This window comes from Microbacterium sp. DWRC1-3, from assembly GCF_049896645.1.
Lineage (GTDB): Bacteria > Actinomycetota > Actinomycetes > Actinomycetales > Microbacteriaceae > Microbacterium > Microbacterium maritypicum.
Genome location: NZ_JAFCUS010000002.1, coordinates 450,071 through 467,681 on the forward strand (window position 1 = coordinate 450,071; position 17,611 = coordinate 467,681).

20 protein-coding genes are annotated in these 17,611 nt (G+C 64.7%); 1 reads left to right on the top strand and 19 read right to left on the bottom strand.

The features are described from left to right. Window positions 1-60 precede the first annotated feature (60 nt). From ACP699_RS14780 to ACP699_RS14840, 13 genes are all read right to left on the bottom strand, one after another. Window positions 61-1,416 carry a M23 family metallopeptidase gene (locus ACP699_RS14780; RefSeq protein ID WP_055876944.1) on the bottom strand — a complete coding sequence of 452 codons (1,356 nt, stop codon included), beginning with the start codon at window positions 1,414-1,416 and terminating at the stop codon, window positions 61-63. 193 nt (window positions 1,417-1,609) lie between these two features. Then, a complete protein-coding gene (locus ACP699_RS14785) occupies window positions 1,610-2,293 on the bottom strand; it encodes a copper resistance CopC family protein (protein WP_055876950.1) in 684 nt (227 codons plus the stop codon). After that, window positions 2,290-4,005: a cytochrome c oxidase assembly protein gene (locus ACP699_RS14790; RefSeq protein WP_055876955.1), complete on the bottom strand. Its 1,716-nt coding sequence runs from the start codon at window positions 4,003-4,005 to the stop codon at window positions 2,290-2,292. Before ACP699_RS14790 ends, ACP699_RS14785 begins: the two co-directional genes overlap by 4 nt. A gap of 179 nt (window positions 4,006-4,184) precedes the next feature. After that, a complete protein-coding gene (locus ACP699_RS14795) occupies window positions 4,185-4,700 on the bottom strand; it encodes a DUF3515 family protein (RefSeq protein WP_055876958.1) in 516 nt (171 codons plus the stop codon). Next, window positions 4,685-6,148, bottom strand: coding sequence for an apolipoprotein N-acyltransferase (lnt, locus tag ACP699_RS14800; protein ID WP_241244628.1), 1,464 nt, complete (start codon window positions 6,146-6,148; stop codon window positions 4,685-4,687). Before lnt ends, ACP699_RS14795 begins: the two co-directional genes overlap by 16 nt. Window positions 6,149-6,272: 124 nt before the next feature. After that, a complete protein-coding gene (locus ACP699_RS14805; protein WP_055876961.1) occupies window positions 6,273-7,223 on the bottom strand; it encodes a cytochrome c oxidase assembly protein in 951 nt (316 codons plus the stop codon). A 25-nt stretch (window positions 7,224-7,248) separates the two neighbouring features. Then, a complete protein-coding gene (locus ACP699_RS14810) occupies window positions 7,249-7,584 on the bottom strand; it encodes a DUF6804 family protein (protein ID WP_055876964.1) in 336 nt (111 codons plus the stop codon). Continuing rightward, window positions 7,581-8,108 (bottom strand): signal peptidase II, encoded by a 528-nt coding sequence (gene lspA, locus ACP699_RS14815; RefSeq protein WP_055876967.1) that lies wholly within the window; start codon window positions 8,106-8,108, stop codon window positions 7,581-7,583. Before lspA ends, ACP699_RS14810 begins: the two co-directional genes overlap by 4 nt. Beyond that, on the bottom strand, window positions 8,101-8,769 hold the full coding sequence (locus ACP699_RS14820; RefSeq protein WP_055876971.1) for a copper resistance CopC family protein: 669 nt from the start codon (window positions 8,767-8,769) through the stop codon (window positions 8,101-8,103). The genes lspA and ACP699_RS14820 overlap by 8 nt, the downstream gene beginning before the upstream one ends. Next, window positions 8,762-9,676: a cation diffusion facilitator family transporter gene (locus ACP699_RS14825; protein WP_255163673.1), complete on the bottom strand. Its 915-nt coding sequence runs from the start codon at window positions 9,674-9,676 to the stop codon at window positions 8,762-8,764. The genes ACP699_RS14820 and ACP699_RS14825 overlap by 8 nt, the downstream gene beginning before the upstream one ends. Before the next feature lie 9 nt (window positions 9,677-9,685). Continuing rightward, window positions 9,686-10,675, bottom strand: coding sequence for an NAD(P)-binding domain-containing protein (locus ACP699_RS14830; RefSeq protein ID WP_426172045.1), 990 nt, complete (start codon window positions 10,673-10,675; stop codon window positions 9,686-9,688). After that, window positions 10,672-11,337: a DsbA family protein gene (locus ACP699_RS14835; protein ID WP_134352971.1), complete on the bottom strand. Its 666-nt coding sequence runs from the start codon at window positions 11,335-11,337 to the stop codon at window positions 10,672-10,674. The genes ACP699_RS14830 and ACP699_RS14835 overlap by 4 nt, the downstream gene beginning before the upstream one ends. Before the next feature lie 71 nt (window positions 11,338-11,408). Next, complete coding sequence (locus tag ACP699_RS14840) at window positions 11,409-11,882, bottom strand: hypothetical protein (RefSeq protein WP_029259136.1); 474 nt, start codon at window positions 11,880-11,882, stop codon at window positions 11,409-11,411. Between the two features lie 258 nt (window positions 11,883-12,140). Between ACP699_RS14840 and ACP699_RS14845 the strand changes: the two genes are divergently transcribed. Then, window positions 12,141-12,413: a hypothetical protein gene (locus ACP699_RS14845; protein WP_029259137.1), complete on the top strand. Its 273-nt coding sequence runs from the start codon at window positions 12,141-12,143 to the stop codon at window positions 12,411-12,413. Between the two features lie 81 nt (window positions 12,414-12,494). Here the strand turns inward: ACP699_RS14845 and ACP699_RS14850 are convergent, their stop codons facing one another. The 6 genes from ACP699_RS14850 to ACP699_RS14875 all read right to left on the bottom strand — a co-directional run bounded on the left by ACP699_RS14850 (window position 12,495) and on the right by ACP699_RS14875 (window position 17,424). Then, a complete protein-coding gene (locus ACP699_RS14850) occupies window positions 12,495-13,361 on the bottom strand; it encodes a F510_1955 family glycosylhydrolase (RefSeq protein ID WP_045278977.1) in 867 nt (288 codons plus the stop codon). A 60-nt stretch (window positions 13,362-13,421) separates the two neighbouring features. Continuing rightward, complete coding sequence (locus ACP699_RS14855; RefSeq protein WP_029259139.1) at window positions 13,422-14,021, bottom strand: DUF305 domain-containing protein; 600 nt, start codon at window positions 14,019-14,021, stop codon at window positions 13,422-13,424. An 85-nt stretch (window positions 14,022-14,106) separates the two neighbouring features. Next, window positions 14,107-14,568: a DUF6153 family protein gene (locus ACP699_RS14860; protein ID WP_052678987.1), complete on the bottom strand. Its 462-nt coding sequence runs from the start codon at window positions 14,566-14,568 to the stop codon at window positions 14,107-14,109. Window positions 14,569-14,619: 51 nt separating this feature from the next. Continuing rightward, entirely contained in the window at window positions 14,620-16,731 is a 2,112-nt protein-coding gene (locus tag ACP699_RS14865; protein ID WP_314476158.1) for a heavy metal translocating P-type ATPase, read from the bottom strand. A gap of 56 nt (window positions 16,732-16,787) precedes the next feature. Next, on the bottom strand, window positions 16,788-17,111 hold the full coding sequence (locus tag ACP699_RS14870; RefSeq protein WP_029259143.1) for a heavy-metal-associated domain-containing protein: 324 nt from the start codon (window positions 17,109-17,111) through the stop codon (window positions 16,788-16,790). A 31-nt stretch (window positions 17,112-17,142) separates the two neighbouring features. Continuing rightward, window positions 17,143-17,424: a metal-sensitive transcriptional regulator gene (locus ACP699_RS14875; protein WP_029259144.1), complete on the bottom strand. Its 282-nt coding sequence runs from the start codon at window positions 17,422-17,424 to the stop codon at window positions 17,143-17,145. Window positions 17,425-17,611: the final 187 nt, after the last annotated feature.

Here is a 17,611-nt window from a genome sequence, read left to right on the forward strand (position 1 = left end):
AGCCCTCTCTATCCGACTGCTCATGTCGACGGCGCCACTTCGTGATTCCGTGTCGGAGCCTTAGATATAGACGCCGCGGTCTTCCATGAATCGGACGGGGTTGGTGTAACCACCATTGATGTAGACCTCGAAATGCAGATGGCAACCGAAGGAGCGTCCAGTGTCACCCGCGTAAGCGATGACCTGTCCGGAATTGACCCACTGCCCCCGGCCGACGGCGATGCCACCGGGTTTGATGTGCGCGTAACCGGTGCTGACGCCCCCGCCGTGTTGGATTCGGACGTAGTTGCCATAGTTGCCGTTGGCGCCGGCGTAGTCCACGGTTCCGGAGTTGGCGGCGTAGATCGCCGCCCCGCAGCCGTTGGCCATGTCCGCGCCGTAGTGGTAGCTCGAGGAGCAGCCCTGCGAACCGCAGATTGGGGTCCGAGGACCGTAGCTTGAACTTCGGCCGCCTCCGTGTGGCCGAACCCACCCGCCGCTTCCGGCGGAGCCTCCCCCGCCACCGTTTCCGCCTCCGTTGGCTGCTGCTTCGGCGGCTTCGCGTTCGCGACGGGCTCTCTCTTCGGCCTCGCGCGCGGCCACACCCGCCTGATAGCCAGCGACCGTCTGCGTGGTGGTGTCTTTCAGGGCGGCGAGCTGCGCCTGCATCGTCTCGAGGTTCGCGGCCTGCTCGTCGAGGGCGGCTTGTGCGGCGTCGGCCGCTTCTTGTGCGGCAATCATCTTCTGCTCTGCGACCTGCTGCAGTCGGTCCCGTTCGTCGCGGGCGACCTTCGCCTGATCGGTGAGCGATTGGGCGGTATCGCGCGCGGAGATTGCGTCATCGTAGACCGATCGGTTGTACTCGAGCAGCTTGTCCATGGTGCCCAGGCGGGACAAGAGCTCATCGGCGTTGGCCGCGGAACCGGAGAAGAACAGTTGAAGTGCTGAGTCGTCTCCACCGTTGCGGTACAGCTGTGTCGCAACTTGACCGGCCCTGCGCGCAGAGGCTTCGGCAATCGCTGATTGTTCGTCCGCTTGCGCCTGCAGGCTCTCGGCTTCCGTGATCGCAGCGAAGTATTCCTGCTGAGCTGCATAGAATTCGTCGGAGGCTGTATCGGCGGCAGCCTGAGTCTCGGCGACTTTCTGCGTCAAGGACTGGATCAGCCCTTCGATCCGGGTGATCTCGGCAGCCTTGGCAGCTTCGCTGTTCTTGGCGCGTTGCACATCGTCCCAACTCGGGTACGACGCAGCGTACGCAGCTGAAACGCCGGAGCCGATACCGAACGCAGCGAATGCAGCGACGCCGAGGGCTCCGAGCCCGAAAGCGCCACGTCGAGTAACACTCAGCTTCCAGAACGAGTCGCGTTCGGCGGGCGTGGGTGCACACCCGCATTCTTCAGCCGCCTCCGTAGCCGCAGAGATGCTTCGTCCGTTCACTGTGCCCTCTCCTCGAGCTCGGCTTCGTGGATTCTGCCGCCATGGGCGCACAGATTGGCCATGCCCGCATTGCCCGCCGTCTGGTCTATCGTCCGTTCGTGGGGAAAGAAGTAGAGCCGACTCGCCCATGATCTCTGATCTGTGGCCCATATCTGACGCAGCGAACTTGAGTTCGACTGCCCTGACACGAAGCTCACTCTTTCGTGTCCGTGTGGACGTCGGCGCTCAACCTGTTGTGTTTCTTCTTCCTCACTTGCCGTACGACAGCGGTGGCGGTGATCACCGCGGCACCTAGGACAGTGACGGCGATGATGAGCGGGATCGCGATCGAAGCCACCTCGTTCTCGCCTGCGGATGCCGCCGGGGGAGGAGTGTCGGCCGCTGGAGGTTCGGTGGTTGGCGCGGTGGAGGGCAACGCCTTTGCCGGTTGGATCCGTGATTGTTCGTTCCCGCATGCTGGTTTGTCCCATCCCAGCCCTGGCTCGCTGCCGGTGGGAGCGTACGTGAACGTGAAGCTCTCGGAGATGGGGTGACCGTCGCTGGAGACGGCGTTCCACAGCACGGTGTAGACGCCCGGCTCTCCCAGTGAGACCGGGGTGGTGAGGATATTGCGGTCGATGGTGGAGCAGCTGGACTCGTAGAAGAGGCCGTCGGGTCCTTGCACTTGGGCGAAGCTGGCCTGGCTGAAGTCGATGAGTTCCCCGCTGAACGTGAGAGCGACGTCCTCAAGTTGGGCGACGGTTTCGTCTGCCCCGGGCACGGTGTCCAGGAGGTTGTCGTGCGCGAGAGCTGCGGGGGCCGGTGCGGCCACGATTCCCAGTGTGATGAGGGCAAGAAGGGTGCTGGCGAGCCAGCGGGTGCGGTGGGTGGAGGTCACAGGTTCGGGTCCTTTCGTACGGCGGGCACCGGGGTGCTGTCGGTAGGTCGGTTGTTGCGTTTCGTGTGGAGGACGGAGATGCCGGTGAGGATTGCGAGCGTTCCCGCGATCATCAAGGTGGCGCCTCCGGCGAGGGCCTGGTCCTGGAGGGGGGTGGGTCCCCACGTCCGCCCCATGGCGCCAAACCACTCCGCGACGATGAGGTCGGAGCGGGTGATCGTGGCGATGCCGAAGAAGGTGGCCACGCCTGTGAGCGCAGTGAGTGAAGCCAAACGCCACCGCCCCTCGGGGGTCGTGGACGCGTTTAGGGCGAGCGATCGTGCGAAGAGGCACCCGGTGACGAGGAGCTGGCTGATCATCCATTCCGCGCCGAGTTGGTCGTAGAGCGACCATCGGAACAGGTCGGAGTAGTGGATCAACCCCAGCGATGTGGCGAAAAGAGCCGCGGCGACGACGGGGCGTTGAGCGAACCGTGCCAGCGGGCTGCGGGCGGCCCAGAGAAGCCATTCCCGCGGCCCTCGGCTTCCATCGTCCCGTGGATGGATGACCAAGGTTGCGAGGGTGAGGGGCGCCGCGAAGACAAGGAGCAAGGGGATCGCGAGACTGAGGAGAGCGAAGGAGAGGAATCGCATACTGATGAGCGAGTCGTCGTAGGCGGCGAGCGGGCCGCTGGTCGTCCACAGAAGCACTCCCATCCCCGCAATCCAGCTGATCGTCCGCCTGGCTGGCCACGGATACCCGCGGCGCTGAGCGCGTCGGACGCCGAGGAGGTAGAAGACGATTCCGAAACCCGCGACGAGCACCCAGAGGAGGTCGGGGCTCCACGCCGTGAACCATCTCTGCAGGGTGAGTTCGATCGGGACGGGTGCGTCGGTGAGGATCTCCGCGGCGGTGGTCTGCGGGAGTGTGACCGTATCGGCGGGGGCGGCGGTGCGGGCGAGAGCTGCGGCGGCCCCGCTCGCGATACCCATGAAACCAAGTTCGACACACACGATCATCCAGAAGGCGCCACGGCCCTCGCTGGCTTTCGCGATGAGTCGACGGCGGTAGGCGGCACCCAGGATGCCCATGATCAGAAGCGCGCCGATCTTTGTGCAGAGGATGAGGCCGTACGGTGAGGCCAGGTCCTCCCACCGTCCGAGGGCAGTGAGCGTCCGCGCGTATCCCGAGATGGCGACGCCGAGGAACGCGATGAGCGCCACCGTAGAGTACCGGCGGAGCACACTTTCGAGTTCGTGCGGAGAGCTAATCGGTCGCACGACGACGAGCAGGATGAGACCCCCGAGCCATATTGCCGCTGAAATGACATGCAGGACGAGGGACATGACCGCGGGATCGTGGTTGGCGAGCTCACCCGAATGGCCCTGGGTGGCCATGGGTATCAGGCTGATGACCGCAAGCACGGTCGTGAACAGCACCGCCCCATAGCTGCGCACAGCGAATGCGAGGACTGTCACGACTGAGGCGAGGATCGCGGTGATAAGCCATGATCGTCCCAGCTCCGTGTCGAGGAGAAAGCGGCCGAGCTGCGCACCGAACTCGGCGCCCAAGCTCACTTGCGGATTGAATGACGACAGGAAGGTGAGAAAAGCCACCACCCCGCTGGTGATGGTGAGGGTCGCGGCGCCGGCAGAGGCAATATTTAGCGCGACGATGAAGGGTTTCCCCCCTGAGGGGAGAGCGAACACCGCCAGCACCAGGGGCCCGAGCATCGCCGCACCGGAAAGATTGACGAACAGCTTCGCGGCTGGGAGTCCCCATCGCACGAGCGCTCCAGGGTCACTGGTGAGTCTCGGTGCAGCTCCTCCACCGATTGCGAGCCCGACCACCACAGCGATGAGTGCGGCGACAACGAGAATCGTTGGTCCAACGATCCGGAGAACGACGGGATTCATGGAGTGGTATCTCCCGTCCCAGTGCCAGGAGCGTCCGGGTCTTCCGTCACAGGTGCCGTGCATTCACCGGTCTTGGGGAGCTGCTGGATCGCCCCGGCGAGAGATTCAAGAACCGCGTCCGCCGACAGGGTGGTCGTGTCTACGTACACCTGGGCAGCCGGCTCCCGGCCGTAGGTTGTGAGCCGCAGATTCGGGGTCTCCTCCTCGTCGACGATCCAGTCGACGCCCCCCAAGCTGACACATTGCAGCGTGGTGGGGGCCGGGGGTTCCAACCCGCAGGTGAGGAGCACGCTACTGGGGGTGCCCCATGCTGCGGTGGCCTGAGCGTCCGTCCACACGCGAGCCTGGTCGCCAATCGAGTCCGGTAGTCGCACGGTGACCTCTGCGCACAGCGGGTCATTCGCGTTTGCTGCGGGCTCGAGGTGGACGGTGGGTGCGCAGCTGCTGAGTAGAAGCAGTGCGCACAGTGCCGCGACAGAGGTCAGAATCTTGAGCTTCACAACTTCATCCATCCGTCTTCTTGGGCGTCAGCATGCGACCGCCGCTGTCGGATCGACATGATGAGCAGCGCTAGTACGGTTCCGATACTGAGTGTCCAGTCGAGCCACGGCATCAGCACGACGGCGAGGGTCGTGCCGGTGCGGAGAGGGACCTCGGTGATCTTCGCCGCGGTCGTGTCCACCGCAACCTGAGCCAACACCTGTCCATCGCGGCCGATGACTTGACTGGTCCCGGTGGTGGAGACGTTCACGGCAGTTCTCCCTGTTTCGATCGCGCGCATGCGGGCGATGGCCAGCTGTTGGAGGTTCTCGTCGGTGCCTCTGAAGTCCGCGTTGTTGGTTTGAAACACGAACATCTGCGCGCCAGAGGCCGCGCTTTGGTGGATGACGTCGTCGTAGATGACGTCGAAACAGATCGCCAGACCGATGGGCACATCGCCAACGTTCACGAGGGGTGTGTTGGAGCCGGGCGTGTACTCGCGTTGTATCAATCCGATGAGGTCGGGGGCGATCGCTTCGTAAAACCAACGGTCCGGAACGTATTCGCCGAAAGGGACGGGGTTGGCCTTGTCGTGGAGCTGCTGCGGCCCGGCGCTGGTCCACAGCATCGAGGTGTTGAACGTATCGGCTCCACGAGTGGTCGCCGCATTCACCAGTGCCGGAGCACCAGCACCCTGCACGAGTCGATCAAGGCGGCCTGCGACGGCGACATCGCGCAGGGGATCTGCGTCAACGGCCCCTTCTGGCCAGACGAGAAGGTCCATCTCACGGTCCAGAAGAGGAGCGGTCGCTTCTTCCTGCGCGCGCATGATGTCACCTGTTGTCCTGGTGTCGAAGTAGCCGCTAGGGCCGTTGCCCTGCACCCATCCGACGCGCATCATTCCCGCTTGCTCGGTGGGGAACAGAGGGACGACTGTCGCGGCAACGACGATGACCGCCGCTGCTGCTGCTGGCTCCCATCGGCGGAGGATGAGGGCCTCCACGACGCTCGCGCAGACGAGAACCGTCAGGAAGGACAGCCCGGTGGTCCCCACCCATGAAGCGGCCTCCGCGAGCGGGCTCTCGGCGAGGCTGAAACCGACGCGCGCCCACGGGAAACCGGTGTACGGCGTACTCCCCATCAGCGTTTCTCGCAGCACCCACACCCCGGCGACGAGCACGGGAGTGATCGCGCGATACCCGTGTCGCGCCCGGGTGGTGGCGACACGATAGGCGAGTGCGATCAGCGCGCCGCCGGCACCGAACAGCAGGGATTCCAAGCCAGCCAGCGCGACCCACGGGATGGGGCCCAGAAACCGTGACACCCATACCAAGTGGGTGAAGTAGAAGGCCGCGCCGTAGACGAGGGAGATCAGGAACGCCCTGGGGAGAGAACGTCCGCGGAGCGTCCACAGCCCGATGGTTACGCTCACGAACGTTGCAGGCCACCACCCGTATGCGGGGTAGCCGAGATCCAGCATTCCTCCTGCGATGGCGGACGCGACAATCGCTACGGGGAAGGGCACCGCAGCTGACAGGCGCGCATCGTGCTCTCTGGGGTTACCGCGCCTTGTTCGGCCGGAGAGGGCGTTTCTCACTAACGGGTCAGCGGTCACGGTCATGAGAGCTCAGTTTTTTGAGGTAGGCGTTGTACGTGTCGAGGTCGGTGTTCCCGTGCACGTCGGCGTACCGGTCGTCCGCGGCAGCACGAGCGGTGTCGCTGCGGAACCAACGATGCATCACGTAGATCAGCATCAGCACGGTCGGGGCTTCACCGTAGGACCATGCCAGAGCGCCGGCTAGCTGCTGGTCGGCGAGGGGATCGATGCCCAGCGCCTCTGTGGGGGCGACGAATGAGCCGACCAGGATCGTACTGGCCATCATGAGGAACACCCCGAAGAACGCGTGCAGCGCGGCTTCAGCAAACACGTCCAGTGCACGCGCACCATGACCCAACCTGACCGGCAGAGGATCGGAGGACAGGATGGGGATGGTGAACAGCATGCCGGCGAGAAGGAATCCGACCTCGAGCGCGACGTGACCTCCGGGCGCGGTGAGGATGACATCGGCAGCACCCGCAAGGTAGATGCCGTAGAACGCGAACAGGTAGAGCGGGACAGTGGCCCACGGACTGAGCACCCACTTCGCGGCGGGGTTTCGAAGAGCGCCGTGCGCTGTTTTCAGGACTACCCGTCCCGCTCCGTGATGCGGTGTTGCTCGCAGAAGAAGGGTTCCGGGTGAGCCGAGGACCAGCAGCGGCGGCACCATCATCATCAGAGTGAGCTGCTGGAACATGAAAACGGACACCAGCGCCTGGCCATACGTTTCAACGCCCAGACCGGTGACCGCCGCGAGGAGAATGCACCCGAGCAGAAAGCTGACCGTCCGCCACACAGGCCAACGACGCCCGTGCGTCCACAATCGGATCGCTCCGACGAGATACAGCGCAGCGAGAATCCCCGCGACGATGGGTAGCACCGGAAGCGGGATGTCGGCTGGTGCGAGGAACGTCTGCAGAGACGGGGGACTGCTGGGGATCTCGCCGCTCACACGCATGGTCGTGACACGAAGCTCATGCCGCTCACTTCCGGATCACCTTGATCGTCGCACCCGCTGCCAGGAACACCACGGCCGCGATGGGCTGTGCTGTAGTCCACACGACACCGGAGAAGGGGAATGGCATTACCGGATTCCAGAGCACGGCGATCGCGAGGAAGACCGGGATCCACCACCAGTGGCGTGCCTGCAGCGCAAACCACGCGACGATCAGCCCGAAAATTGAGGCGATGAAGAGGACGAGGGGTGCCCAGTTCGCCTGGAAGAGCACCGGAGCCAGGAACAGGATCGCGGCGGCGACGAGGCTGGGGGCCAGGGCGTTCCGCTGGTAAGTGGAGGGGACGCGTTCTTTTGGACTCATGGGTGAACCGTTTCTTCGGTGGGTGCAGGGCCGACGGGATCGGGGTCTGGCCGTCGACGGCTTGTGCGCAGACCCGCGACGATGAGGAATACGGCACCGATGCCGAGAGCGACGTCGGCGAGGTTGCCGATGAACAGGTTTCCGTAGGCGAGGAAGTCGGTGACGTGCCCGATCCCGAACGCGGGCGGCGAGAACAAGCGGTCGATGAGGTTTCCGATCGCACCGCCCACGATGAAACCGAAACCAACCGCCGACCACACGTTCCGGGCTCGGGTGGCGGCACCGATGAGGAGCGCAGTGACAGCGACCCCGATGACGGTGATGACCCATGTGGAGCCTTCCCCGAGCGAGAAGATCGCCCCGGGGTTGAAGGCCAGTTGAAGACCGAGCCAGTCACCGATCAGCGGTATACGCGCATCTTGCCGCAACGTGTTCAGAGCAAGAGTCTTGGTGCCTTGATCGATCAGGATGACGATGGCGGTGACGATGAGCATCACGGCCGACCGGCGGACTCGATCACGCATCGGCGTCTTTCTCCGTAGCTGCGGCATCCTTGGCGGCCTGTGCGCGGTCGCGCTGGTGACGCTGGCGCCCGGCCATAACCACTCCCACGACGCCGATCCCCAGAATCAGTGCCAGACCCGAGAGGAAGAACAGGGGCAGCAGTTCGAAAGCACCGCCGCCGGATGCCGTGCCACCGTATGTTTGCGCGGGTCGGGCCGGTTCCGGCTCCTCGGTTGGGGAGGTTTCAGGGGTGGGGCTTGTGGTCGCAGTGCTGGGTTCCGTGTCCATCGCGGACGTGACCGTGTACACATACTCCCCGTTGATCGGGTGTCCGTCGGCGGAGACGGTCTTCCAGCGGACGGTGAAGATGCCGGTTGCGGCGTCGGGGGAGAGGTGTTGGGTGATCGAGTCACCGCTCACCGTTGGCGGGTCGACGGCGACGTTTGCTCCGCTTTCATCGATAACCTCGACGACCGTTGCGTCGTCATCACCGGTGAGGGTCCCGGTGAACATCAGAGAGATCTCATCGGGGGAGCCGTTGATGGTCGAGTCGGCGGTGGGGTACGACGAAACGAAGTCATCATGAGCGGCGGCCGGAGATGCAGTCCCAAGTACGACGGATGCCGACAACAACAGGGTGGTGAGGACGGCAGTGGTGCGTGCCGAGAGGCGTTTATGCATGGGTGTCGTGCTCTCCGGGGTGGGATTCGGGTTCGATCTGAAAGGTGGAGTGTTCGATGCTCACGGCGAAATGTTCGCTGACGCATTGCTGAAGTGATGTCAGCAGTGCGGCGGAAGCTTCCATCGTGACGGTGTCATCGACCACGACGTGGGCGGTGAGCGTGGGGAGGTCGGTCGAGACCTGGGTCGCGTGGAGGTCGTGCACAGCGACCACGTGCGGAAGGGCAAGGATGTGGCGGCGGACGTCCTCGAGGTCGAGGCCGGCAGGTGTGGACTCCATCAACACCCGGCCGGATGCTCGCAACAGGATGAGGGTGCGGGGAATGATGAGCAGCGCGATCAAGACCCCCGCGACGGCGTCCGCCTGATACCAACCGAAAACGGCGATGAGGATGGCGCTGGCGATGACGCCGACGGAACCGAGGGCATCGTTGACGACCTCGAGGAACGCGGCGCGCATGTTGAGATTGCGTCCGCGGCCGCTGAACAATACGAGCATGGAGGCGATGTTGGCGACGAGACCGACGATGCCGAAGAACAGCAGACTCCCCGAAGCGATCTCAGGGGGCTCGAACAGCCGCCGTACGCCTTCCACGAGCGCGAAGATGCCCACTCCGAGCAGCAGAGCTGCTTGAGCGAGCGCACCGAGCACCTCCGTGCGTTGAAGACCGAAGGTGTATTTGGGAGTCGGGGGACGGTTCATCAGATGCGCAGCGGTGACGGCCATCGCCAACCCGATGACATCGGTGAGCATGTGCGCCGCATCAACGAGCAGTGCGAGGCTGCCTGTGATGATCGCGCCGATCACTTCGACGATGAAGACCGAGGAGGTGATCGCGAACGCGATGACCAGGCGATTGCGGGGAGTGGGGTCACCAATACCGTGACTGTGCCCTGTTTCTGTCATGGTGCTCCTTTACGGCCGTCCAACGATGAGCCGGGCGACGGTCGCCGCATCGCGACTCGTCCCAGCGAGGGTGTCAGCGTCCGCGCGGGAGTATCGCGGCATGCCAACAGTGAACAGTCCGGGGATGCGTGCACTGACGTGCAATGGCTGCCCGGGCGGCTCCGAATCGGGCAGCCACCCGTCTGCCGCCCTGTATCCGGTCGCGAGGATCACGGAATGCGGCTTCATGGACGCCCCATCGGCGAACATCACGGTGTCTCCGTGAATCTCCGTCACGGCGGCGGCATGAGTGACGTCTGTCGAAGCTACGCGGTGGTGTGCCTCGGACATCGGACCCTTACGCCGCAGCCTTGACCAGACGGACCGCTCTGATACTCGTGAGGGTTCCGCTCGAGTGGAGAGGGTGACGTCGTGGGAGGACGCGAGTTCCTCAGCAATCTCCACTCCGCTGTATCCGCCGCCAACAACCAACACGGGGCCGGGGGGTACCTGCGCGGGGTAGAGGTACTGGCTGGAATGCAGCACAAAACCGGGTACTGCTAGTTCCTGGCGCCACCCCGGTATGCGCGGCACGGCGGCAGCTCCCGTTGCGCAGACCACATTTCGGGTTTGCACTTCCCCGGCGGAGGTCGACAGATGCAGCGTGGATCCGTCGCCCAACCGGTTGACTCCAAGAGCTCGTGTGCTCCACACGGTTTTCACACCGATGGCTTTCTCCACCGAAGACAGGTAGTCGGACATCTCATCCGCACTCGGATGACGGTCTTCATCGCCCGGGAAAGGGAACCCGCGGACGACACTGTGGCGTGCCGCACTGCGTAGTTTCATCGACTGCCGCCGTGTGACCCAGCTTCGTTGACCGGGGGGTGCAGAATCGATGATCACGAAGTCTTTCTGTGGCTCAAGCCCGGAGGACCTGAGCGCGGCGGCTGTCGCCAATCCGGAGTGCCCGGCGCCAACGATGATGACGCGACGGTGCGATAGCGAATGCGCCATCATTCAGCACCGTTCACCGCGGCTTCAATGCTGTCCTCCAGATCGGTCCACGTCTCCAGTACGACAGGCTCCCCATCGATGAAGAACGAGGGGGTACTGCTGACACCGAGCTGCTCACCCTCGTCTAGATCGAATTGAACCCGTTCTGCTGTCGCAGGATCAGCGACAGCCTCATCGAACGCGGCCATGTCCAATCCGAGTTCCTCCGCAAACCCCCGGAACAGGTCCGCCCGCGACTCTTGAGCCTCACCCCATTGAGGCTGCGTCTCGAACAGGCGGTGATACATGTCTTCGAGGCGGCCCTGCTGCGCTGCGGCTTCGGCAGCGATCGCGGCGTTCTTCGAGTTGAGGTGACCCGGCAGCGGGAAGTAGCGGATCACGTAAGTGATCTCGCCATCGAACTTGCCGCGGAGATCCTCGACGAGGGGATAGAAAGCACCGCAGGCCTCGCACTCGAAATCGAGGAACTCGACAACCGTCACCGCCCCTTCCCCTCCGTCATCGAGGACATGCGAGTTCTCACGGACGACCTGTGGACCATCAGCGGGCCCCGTCTCGGGTGCGGCAGCTTGATTCTGATTGATGAGGACGAAGACCAGCGCGACGACCAGCAACACCACGGCAAAAGCCACGGTGACAAGTACCGCTTTCACGGAAGATTTCATAGACACTCCAAACACACACAACGAACGAGGACGACCAGTGGAGCGCCATCGAAAAGATGGCGCCGCCAGGGTCAGGTCCGCGACAGAGAAAGCTGTGTGAGAGAAGGAGGCAATGCGAACAGGCGCCCCGTCATGGCCGCCAGTGATGGTGCGCGCGGCAAACGTTCGCGAATGCGAGAAGAGGGGACGTGACGGAGGAAGGTCCGCGTGACGATGAGCACCAAGAAGCAGCAGATGATACCCAAGAGGCACCCGGCAACACCGATCATGATGTCGTTTGCTGTGTCCCCGGTCACGAATTGTTCGGCGGTCGCGCCGGCAACGCTTTCACCCGAACCCGCCGAGACATGGCCGGCGGAAGGCGTTCCTAGTGACGACGAGGATGTCGTGCTCAGATACGGAGTCGCGTCCGTCGCGTCACGGTGGCCGCCCGGCCATGCTCCGACAACGAGAAGAAGCGCCAGCCCGAGGGCTGTAATGATCTTCGTTATCAGGAAATCGTCGGCGCGGCTGGCGCAGTTGCGAGTGCGACCGTAGACGACCATGACCTCAGGATGCTACCAGCCCCACCAATCAAGATTCCTTGCGAACTCGTGAGCCACGCGCTGGTTCTACCGGCGAAACGAGGATGTCTTGGGACGTCCGCTGAGCCAGCCCATCGCCCATTCAACTGGGCCAGTTCCGGCGAAGCGCCACCACAGCCAACCCACCACGATCATGCCCGGAACGATCACCAGCCAGCCCAAGTAGAAGTTCTCTGCAGAGCGGCCATACGCGTTACTCCAGAGCGCGATGAGGCCGCCATGCAGCAAGTACAGGGACAACGCCACCCGACCGCACGCGCACAGGGGAACAAAAGGGGTCTGCTGCTCGGCGCGCAGCTCGTCGGCACCCGCGGTGCGGAGATCTCCAAGCGCGTCGACACCTACGCCACGGCTCTGCACCACGGCATGACCGTCGCAACGATGAGTGACCTCGACCTCTCCTGCACGCCCCCGCTCGGCTCCCCATGGGACGCCGTGCAGCTCGCAACGCAGGCATGGGAGCGCCAAACTCGGACGAGCACTTTGGTGTAAGTAACCCCTGGGATCGGCTACCTCAGCCCAAGTCGTTGCTGCGATCCGAACCCGGGAAAGATTGTGACCGTTCGGGGCGGCCTAGCGGGGCAGCGCAGTGAGTCCGCTCTGATCGAAGACCAAGATGTCGCCGCCGTTCGTGATGGTGATCGCTTGTGCGGAGCCGTGGGTTGTGCCGGCGGGAACCCACTCCGCGCCTGATGCGGGTCTGACCCAGATCTGTCCGCCGTTGCCGACACCGACGAGGCGCTTGCTATCGGGTGAAGCGGCGAGGAGGTAGAGCAGCGGTGCATCGTTCACGGTGGTGAACGTGGCGCCCTCATCCGCGCTGACTTGCAGCCCGTCGGGTGTGGCGGCGAACAGTTGCCCTGCGGCGTCGATGGCGAGGTTGACCGCGACGACTTCCCCGGCGGGCGACCATGTCTGTCCGGTGTCGTCGCTGCGGAGCAGTTCGATGGAGTCTGACGCAAGCCCGTACAGGCTCTCGTCCGGGCCGGCGGCGAGAGCGTGGAAGTCCTTCTCTCCGGTGAGCGAGACCGGTGACCAGGATCGGGCGCTGTCGTCGCTTCGGATGATTCCGAGGTTGGGGGAACCGAGTTCGGGGGCAGTCGTTCGCCCGGGGTGTCCAGACGCGATGAGGGTATCCCCGATGGCGGTGAGGCCCATCGCGTCAAAGTCGGTGTTCTGGACGCGGTCGCCAATTTCGCCGTCAAGCGTGGCCGTGTAGATCCCGTCGTGGGCGCCCAGTAGGTAGCCGTCTCCTGAGGGGTCAGGCACGATCGCGTGGACGTGTTCGATGGTGGTGGCGTGGTCGTGTCCGGTGGTCGGCTCGGCAGGTGCTGTGCACCCGGCGAGCACGATGCTGGCCGCGATTGTCGTAGCGATCGTGAGTGCTCCGCGACGTCGCAGGCGGGAAGTAGGCAGGGTGAAGTTCTTGAGGGTTCGCATGATGGTGTCCGCAAACAGATCTATGGGTGGGGTGCGGGAGTCCCGCACCCCACCCGTGGATCACGGAGTTGCGAGGATCTCCTTCATGGTGGCGATCTCTTCCGTTTGCGTGTCGATGATGGTCTCGGCCAGTGCGACGGCGTCGCTGTTCTGACCGTTGTCGACTTCGTCTTGCGCCATGTCGACGGCACCCTCGTGGTGCTGGATCATCTGCTCGAGGAACAGACGCCCCGCATCGGGACCGGCGGCATCTTCGAGGGCCTGCATGTCCTCTTCGGACATCATGCCGCTGCCGTGATCCATGCCCTCCATGCTGTCCATCTCCGCGCCCCAGTCTTCGAGCCACTGGTCCATCTGCTGGATCTCGGGCTCCTGAGCGGCTTTGATTTCTTCGGCGAGAGAGACGACGCGCTCGTCAACGCCGTCCTTGCTGAGGAGGACGTCGGACATCTCGATGGCCTGTGCGTGGTGTTCCTTCATCATGCTGGCGAACATGATGTCGGCGTCATTCGCATCTGCTGTCTCTGCGGGCGCGGACGAGCTGCCGCCGTGGTCCATGCCTTCCATGCCGTTGTCGGATCCGGTGGTTCCCGCGCAGCCGGCGAGGGCGAGCAGTGCGGTGAGGGTGAGTGCGGCGATCGCCGCGGGTCGAATCTTCATGAGGGTTCTCCAAGGGTCAGTGATGGGGCCCGGCGGCTGCCGGTGCCCGAGGGTGCGTTGCCCGCCAGAGCGGGCTAGCGCGTGATCACGTGCGACTGATGCAGAGAACCGTGAGAGATGGAGGCGGGGGAAGGGCGTGAGCGCGGGCGGGCCCGCGTGTTGTCGCGGGCGCGCGGGTCGCAACCAAGAGGGTGTGCCGCCAGCCGAGCCCGATCCGCCTGAGAAGGATGGTGGCCACCAGGAGCGCGAGGACGCACGCCATCCACGTCATCGAATCTCCGGCCCCACACGTCGCGCATCCCGCCTCCTGTGTCGGCGCGGCTGGCACGAGGGCGGTCGCGGAGGCGTCGGGGTGATGGGCGGATACTTCGGCCTGAGTGCTGACGGTGACGGTGTCATGGTGACCGGCGGCCGTCGCATGCGAGTTGAAGGAGTGCATCGCCAGTAGGCCGGCGATAATGCCCACGGCGATCGCGAGGACGGCCAGGGCGGTGTGGGTGAGCGTGCGCGGTCCGCGCACCTGTTGTGAGACCTTGATCAGCGACATACTCACCTCCCGTTCGCCCCAGCCTACGTCCGTCGACCTAACTGTTTCTCGCTACTTACCGGCCACGGCGTCCGGGCGCAGATCCAGTCGGCGCAGCAGCTGCGCGTTGAGCGCGACGACGATGGTTGACAGGGACATCAGCAGCGCGCCCACGGACATCGGGAGCACGAACCCGATCGGGGCGAGCACTCCGGCGGCGAGGGGGACGGAGAGCAGGTTGTAGCCGGCGGCCCACCAGAGGTTCTGCTTCATCTTCCGGTAGCTGGCCCGCGACAGTTCGATCACCGAGAGCACCGACCGGGGGTCGTCGCTGGCGAGGATGACGCCCGCGGACGCGATCGCAACATCCGTCCCGGCGCCGATGGCGATGCCGACGTCGGCCTGCGCGAGCGCGGGGGCGTCGTTGACACCGTCTCCGACCATCGCGACCTTGCGCCCTTCGCCTTGCAGCTCTTTCACCTTCGAGGCCTTGTCTTCGGGTCGGACCCCGGCGAAGTACCGGTCGATGCCGAGCTCGCCCGCGACGGAGGCTGCGACCGCGTCGGCGTCACCGGTGATCATGACCACCTGCACGCCACGCTCGTGGAGGGCCTCGACGGCGTGACGCGACTCCGAGCGGATCTCATCCGCCAAGCGCAGGGCACCCGCGACCTGTCCGTCGACGAGCACGTGGAGGATGATCGCACCCTCACGGCGCCACTCGTCGGCGACCGGTAGCTCGGAGGCGTGTTCCTGCTCGAGCATGTACGGGCCACCGACCTGCACCCCGCGCCCATCGACACGTGCACGGACCCCGACCGCCGGGGACGATTCGAAATCGGCTGACGAGGGGACCGTGAGGGTCTTCTCTTTCGCCGCGTTGACGATCGCGCGGGCGAGGGGGTGTTCGGAGTCTGCTTCCGCGGCCGCGGCCCAGGCCAGCAGCTGGTCAGGGTCGGTCCCGGAGACGGGGTCGATCGCGGTCACGGCGGGGGTGCCCTTGGTGAGCGTGCCGGTCTTGTCGAACAGGACGGTGTCGACGGTGCGCATGCTCTCCAGCGCGAGACGGTCCTTGATCAGCACGCCTCCGCGAGCGGCACGCTCGGTGGCGATCGACACGACGAGCGGGATCGCCAGACCGAGCGCGTGCGGGCAGGCGATCACCAGCACGGTGATCGTGCGGATCACGGCGGCGTCGGGCATGCCGACGATCGTCCAGACGATGGCGGTGATCGCGGCGGCGCCGAGCGCGAACCAGAACAGCCACCCGGCGGCCTTGTCTGCGAGCCGCTGCGCGCGCGAGGATGAATTCTGCGCTTCGGTCACCAGCTTTTGGATCCCCGCGAGAGCGGTGTCGTCGCCGATCGCGGTGATCTCGACCCGCACCCCGGAATCGGTGGCGACGGTGCCGGCGATGACCTGGTCGCCGTCGCTGCGGCGCACGGGCCGGGACTCGCCGGTGATCATCGACTCGTCCATGCTGGCCGAGCCCTGCACGATCCGCCCGTCAGCGGGCACCCGCCCGCCTGGGCGCACCACCACCACGTCACCCACCAGCAGATCGGACGGGGCGACCGTCACGGTCGTGTCGCCTTCGATCTTTTCCGCCTCGTCGGGCAGCAGTGCAGCGAGGGAATCCAGTGCTGAGGTGGTCTGTGCGAGGGAGCGCATCTCGATCCAGTGGCCGAGCAGCATGATCACGATCAGCAGCGCCAGCTCCCACCAGAAGTCCAGCTCATGATGGAGGAGGCCGAGGCTCGCGCCCCAGGATGCGAGGAACGCGACCGTGATCGCGAGGGCGATCAGGAGCATCATTCCGGGCTTGCGGGCACGAAGTTCACTCACCGCGCCGGTGAGGAACGGGGCCCCACCCCAGATGTACATGACCGTCCCGAGAACCGGGGACACCCACCCAACCCAGGCGGCTTCCGGCAACGGGTACCCGAGCAGCATCGAGAACATCCCCGAGAACCCGACAACCGGGACCGCAAGGACCAGCATGATCCAGAACAACCGCCGGAACTGGCCCACGTGATCGCCGTGGCCCGCGTGACCGCCGTGGCCCGCGTGACCTTGAGGAGCGCCGTGGTCGTGGCTCATCGCCGCGTGGTCATGCTGCGCCGTCGGCGCGGTGCCGGGATTCTCGTGTGCGATGTGATGGGTGTGCTCGTCGTGCTGGCTCATCAGAACTCCTTGTTCGATGCGCCCGGGGTCGAGCCGGGTGCGGACGGATAAGTGAATCAGGCCTGGCTGGTCGCGAGGCTGTAACCGGCCTCTTCGACCGCAGCCCTCACGGCAGCGGGATCGACAGGGGCTGCGCTGTGGATCGTCACGCGGGACGAGCCGCCGGCGTTCAGGTCGACAGCGACGAACGCGACACCGTCAAGCGCGCTCAGTTCCTCACTGACGCTCGACACACAGTGCGAGCACGTCATTCCCGTGACCAGTACCTCTTCCGAGACCGGGGCCGCCACAGGAGCGGATGCCTCGATGTTCGATGGGGCTGCGCAGCATGCGCAACCAGCGTTTGCGTCCTTCAGTCCGAGTTCGATGCGGTCAGTCATAGTGAGTTTCTCCAGATCGTTAGACGTGTGGTTATGAACGGACCAGGCGAGCGATGGCGTCGTTAGCTTCGCGGACCTTCTCCGCCGCAACCTCGCCACCCTCAGCGCTTGCCTGAGCGACGCAATGGCTCAGATGGTCACCCAGGAGCGACAAGGCCACCGTTTCGAGCGCCTTCGTGGCCGCAGCGACCTGCGTCAGGATGTCGATGCAGTACTTGTCCTCATCGACCATCCGCGAGATACCTCGCACCTGACCCTCAACCCGACTCAATCGCTTGCGCAGATCCGCCTTGTTGTCGGTGTAACCGTTCATACCCACAACATACCCCCTGGGGGTATGTAACTCAACAGGCACCGGCCTATTCCCGAACGACAGCCTCCGGCTGCAGTTTCGCGGGACGATCGCTATCGAGCGCCCGGCGGCATGCGGCGTCGTCCACCACAGCAGGATCGCGCACCTCACGACTGGTTGACGCGGCGACGAACAGAACGCCATAACA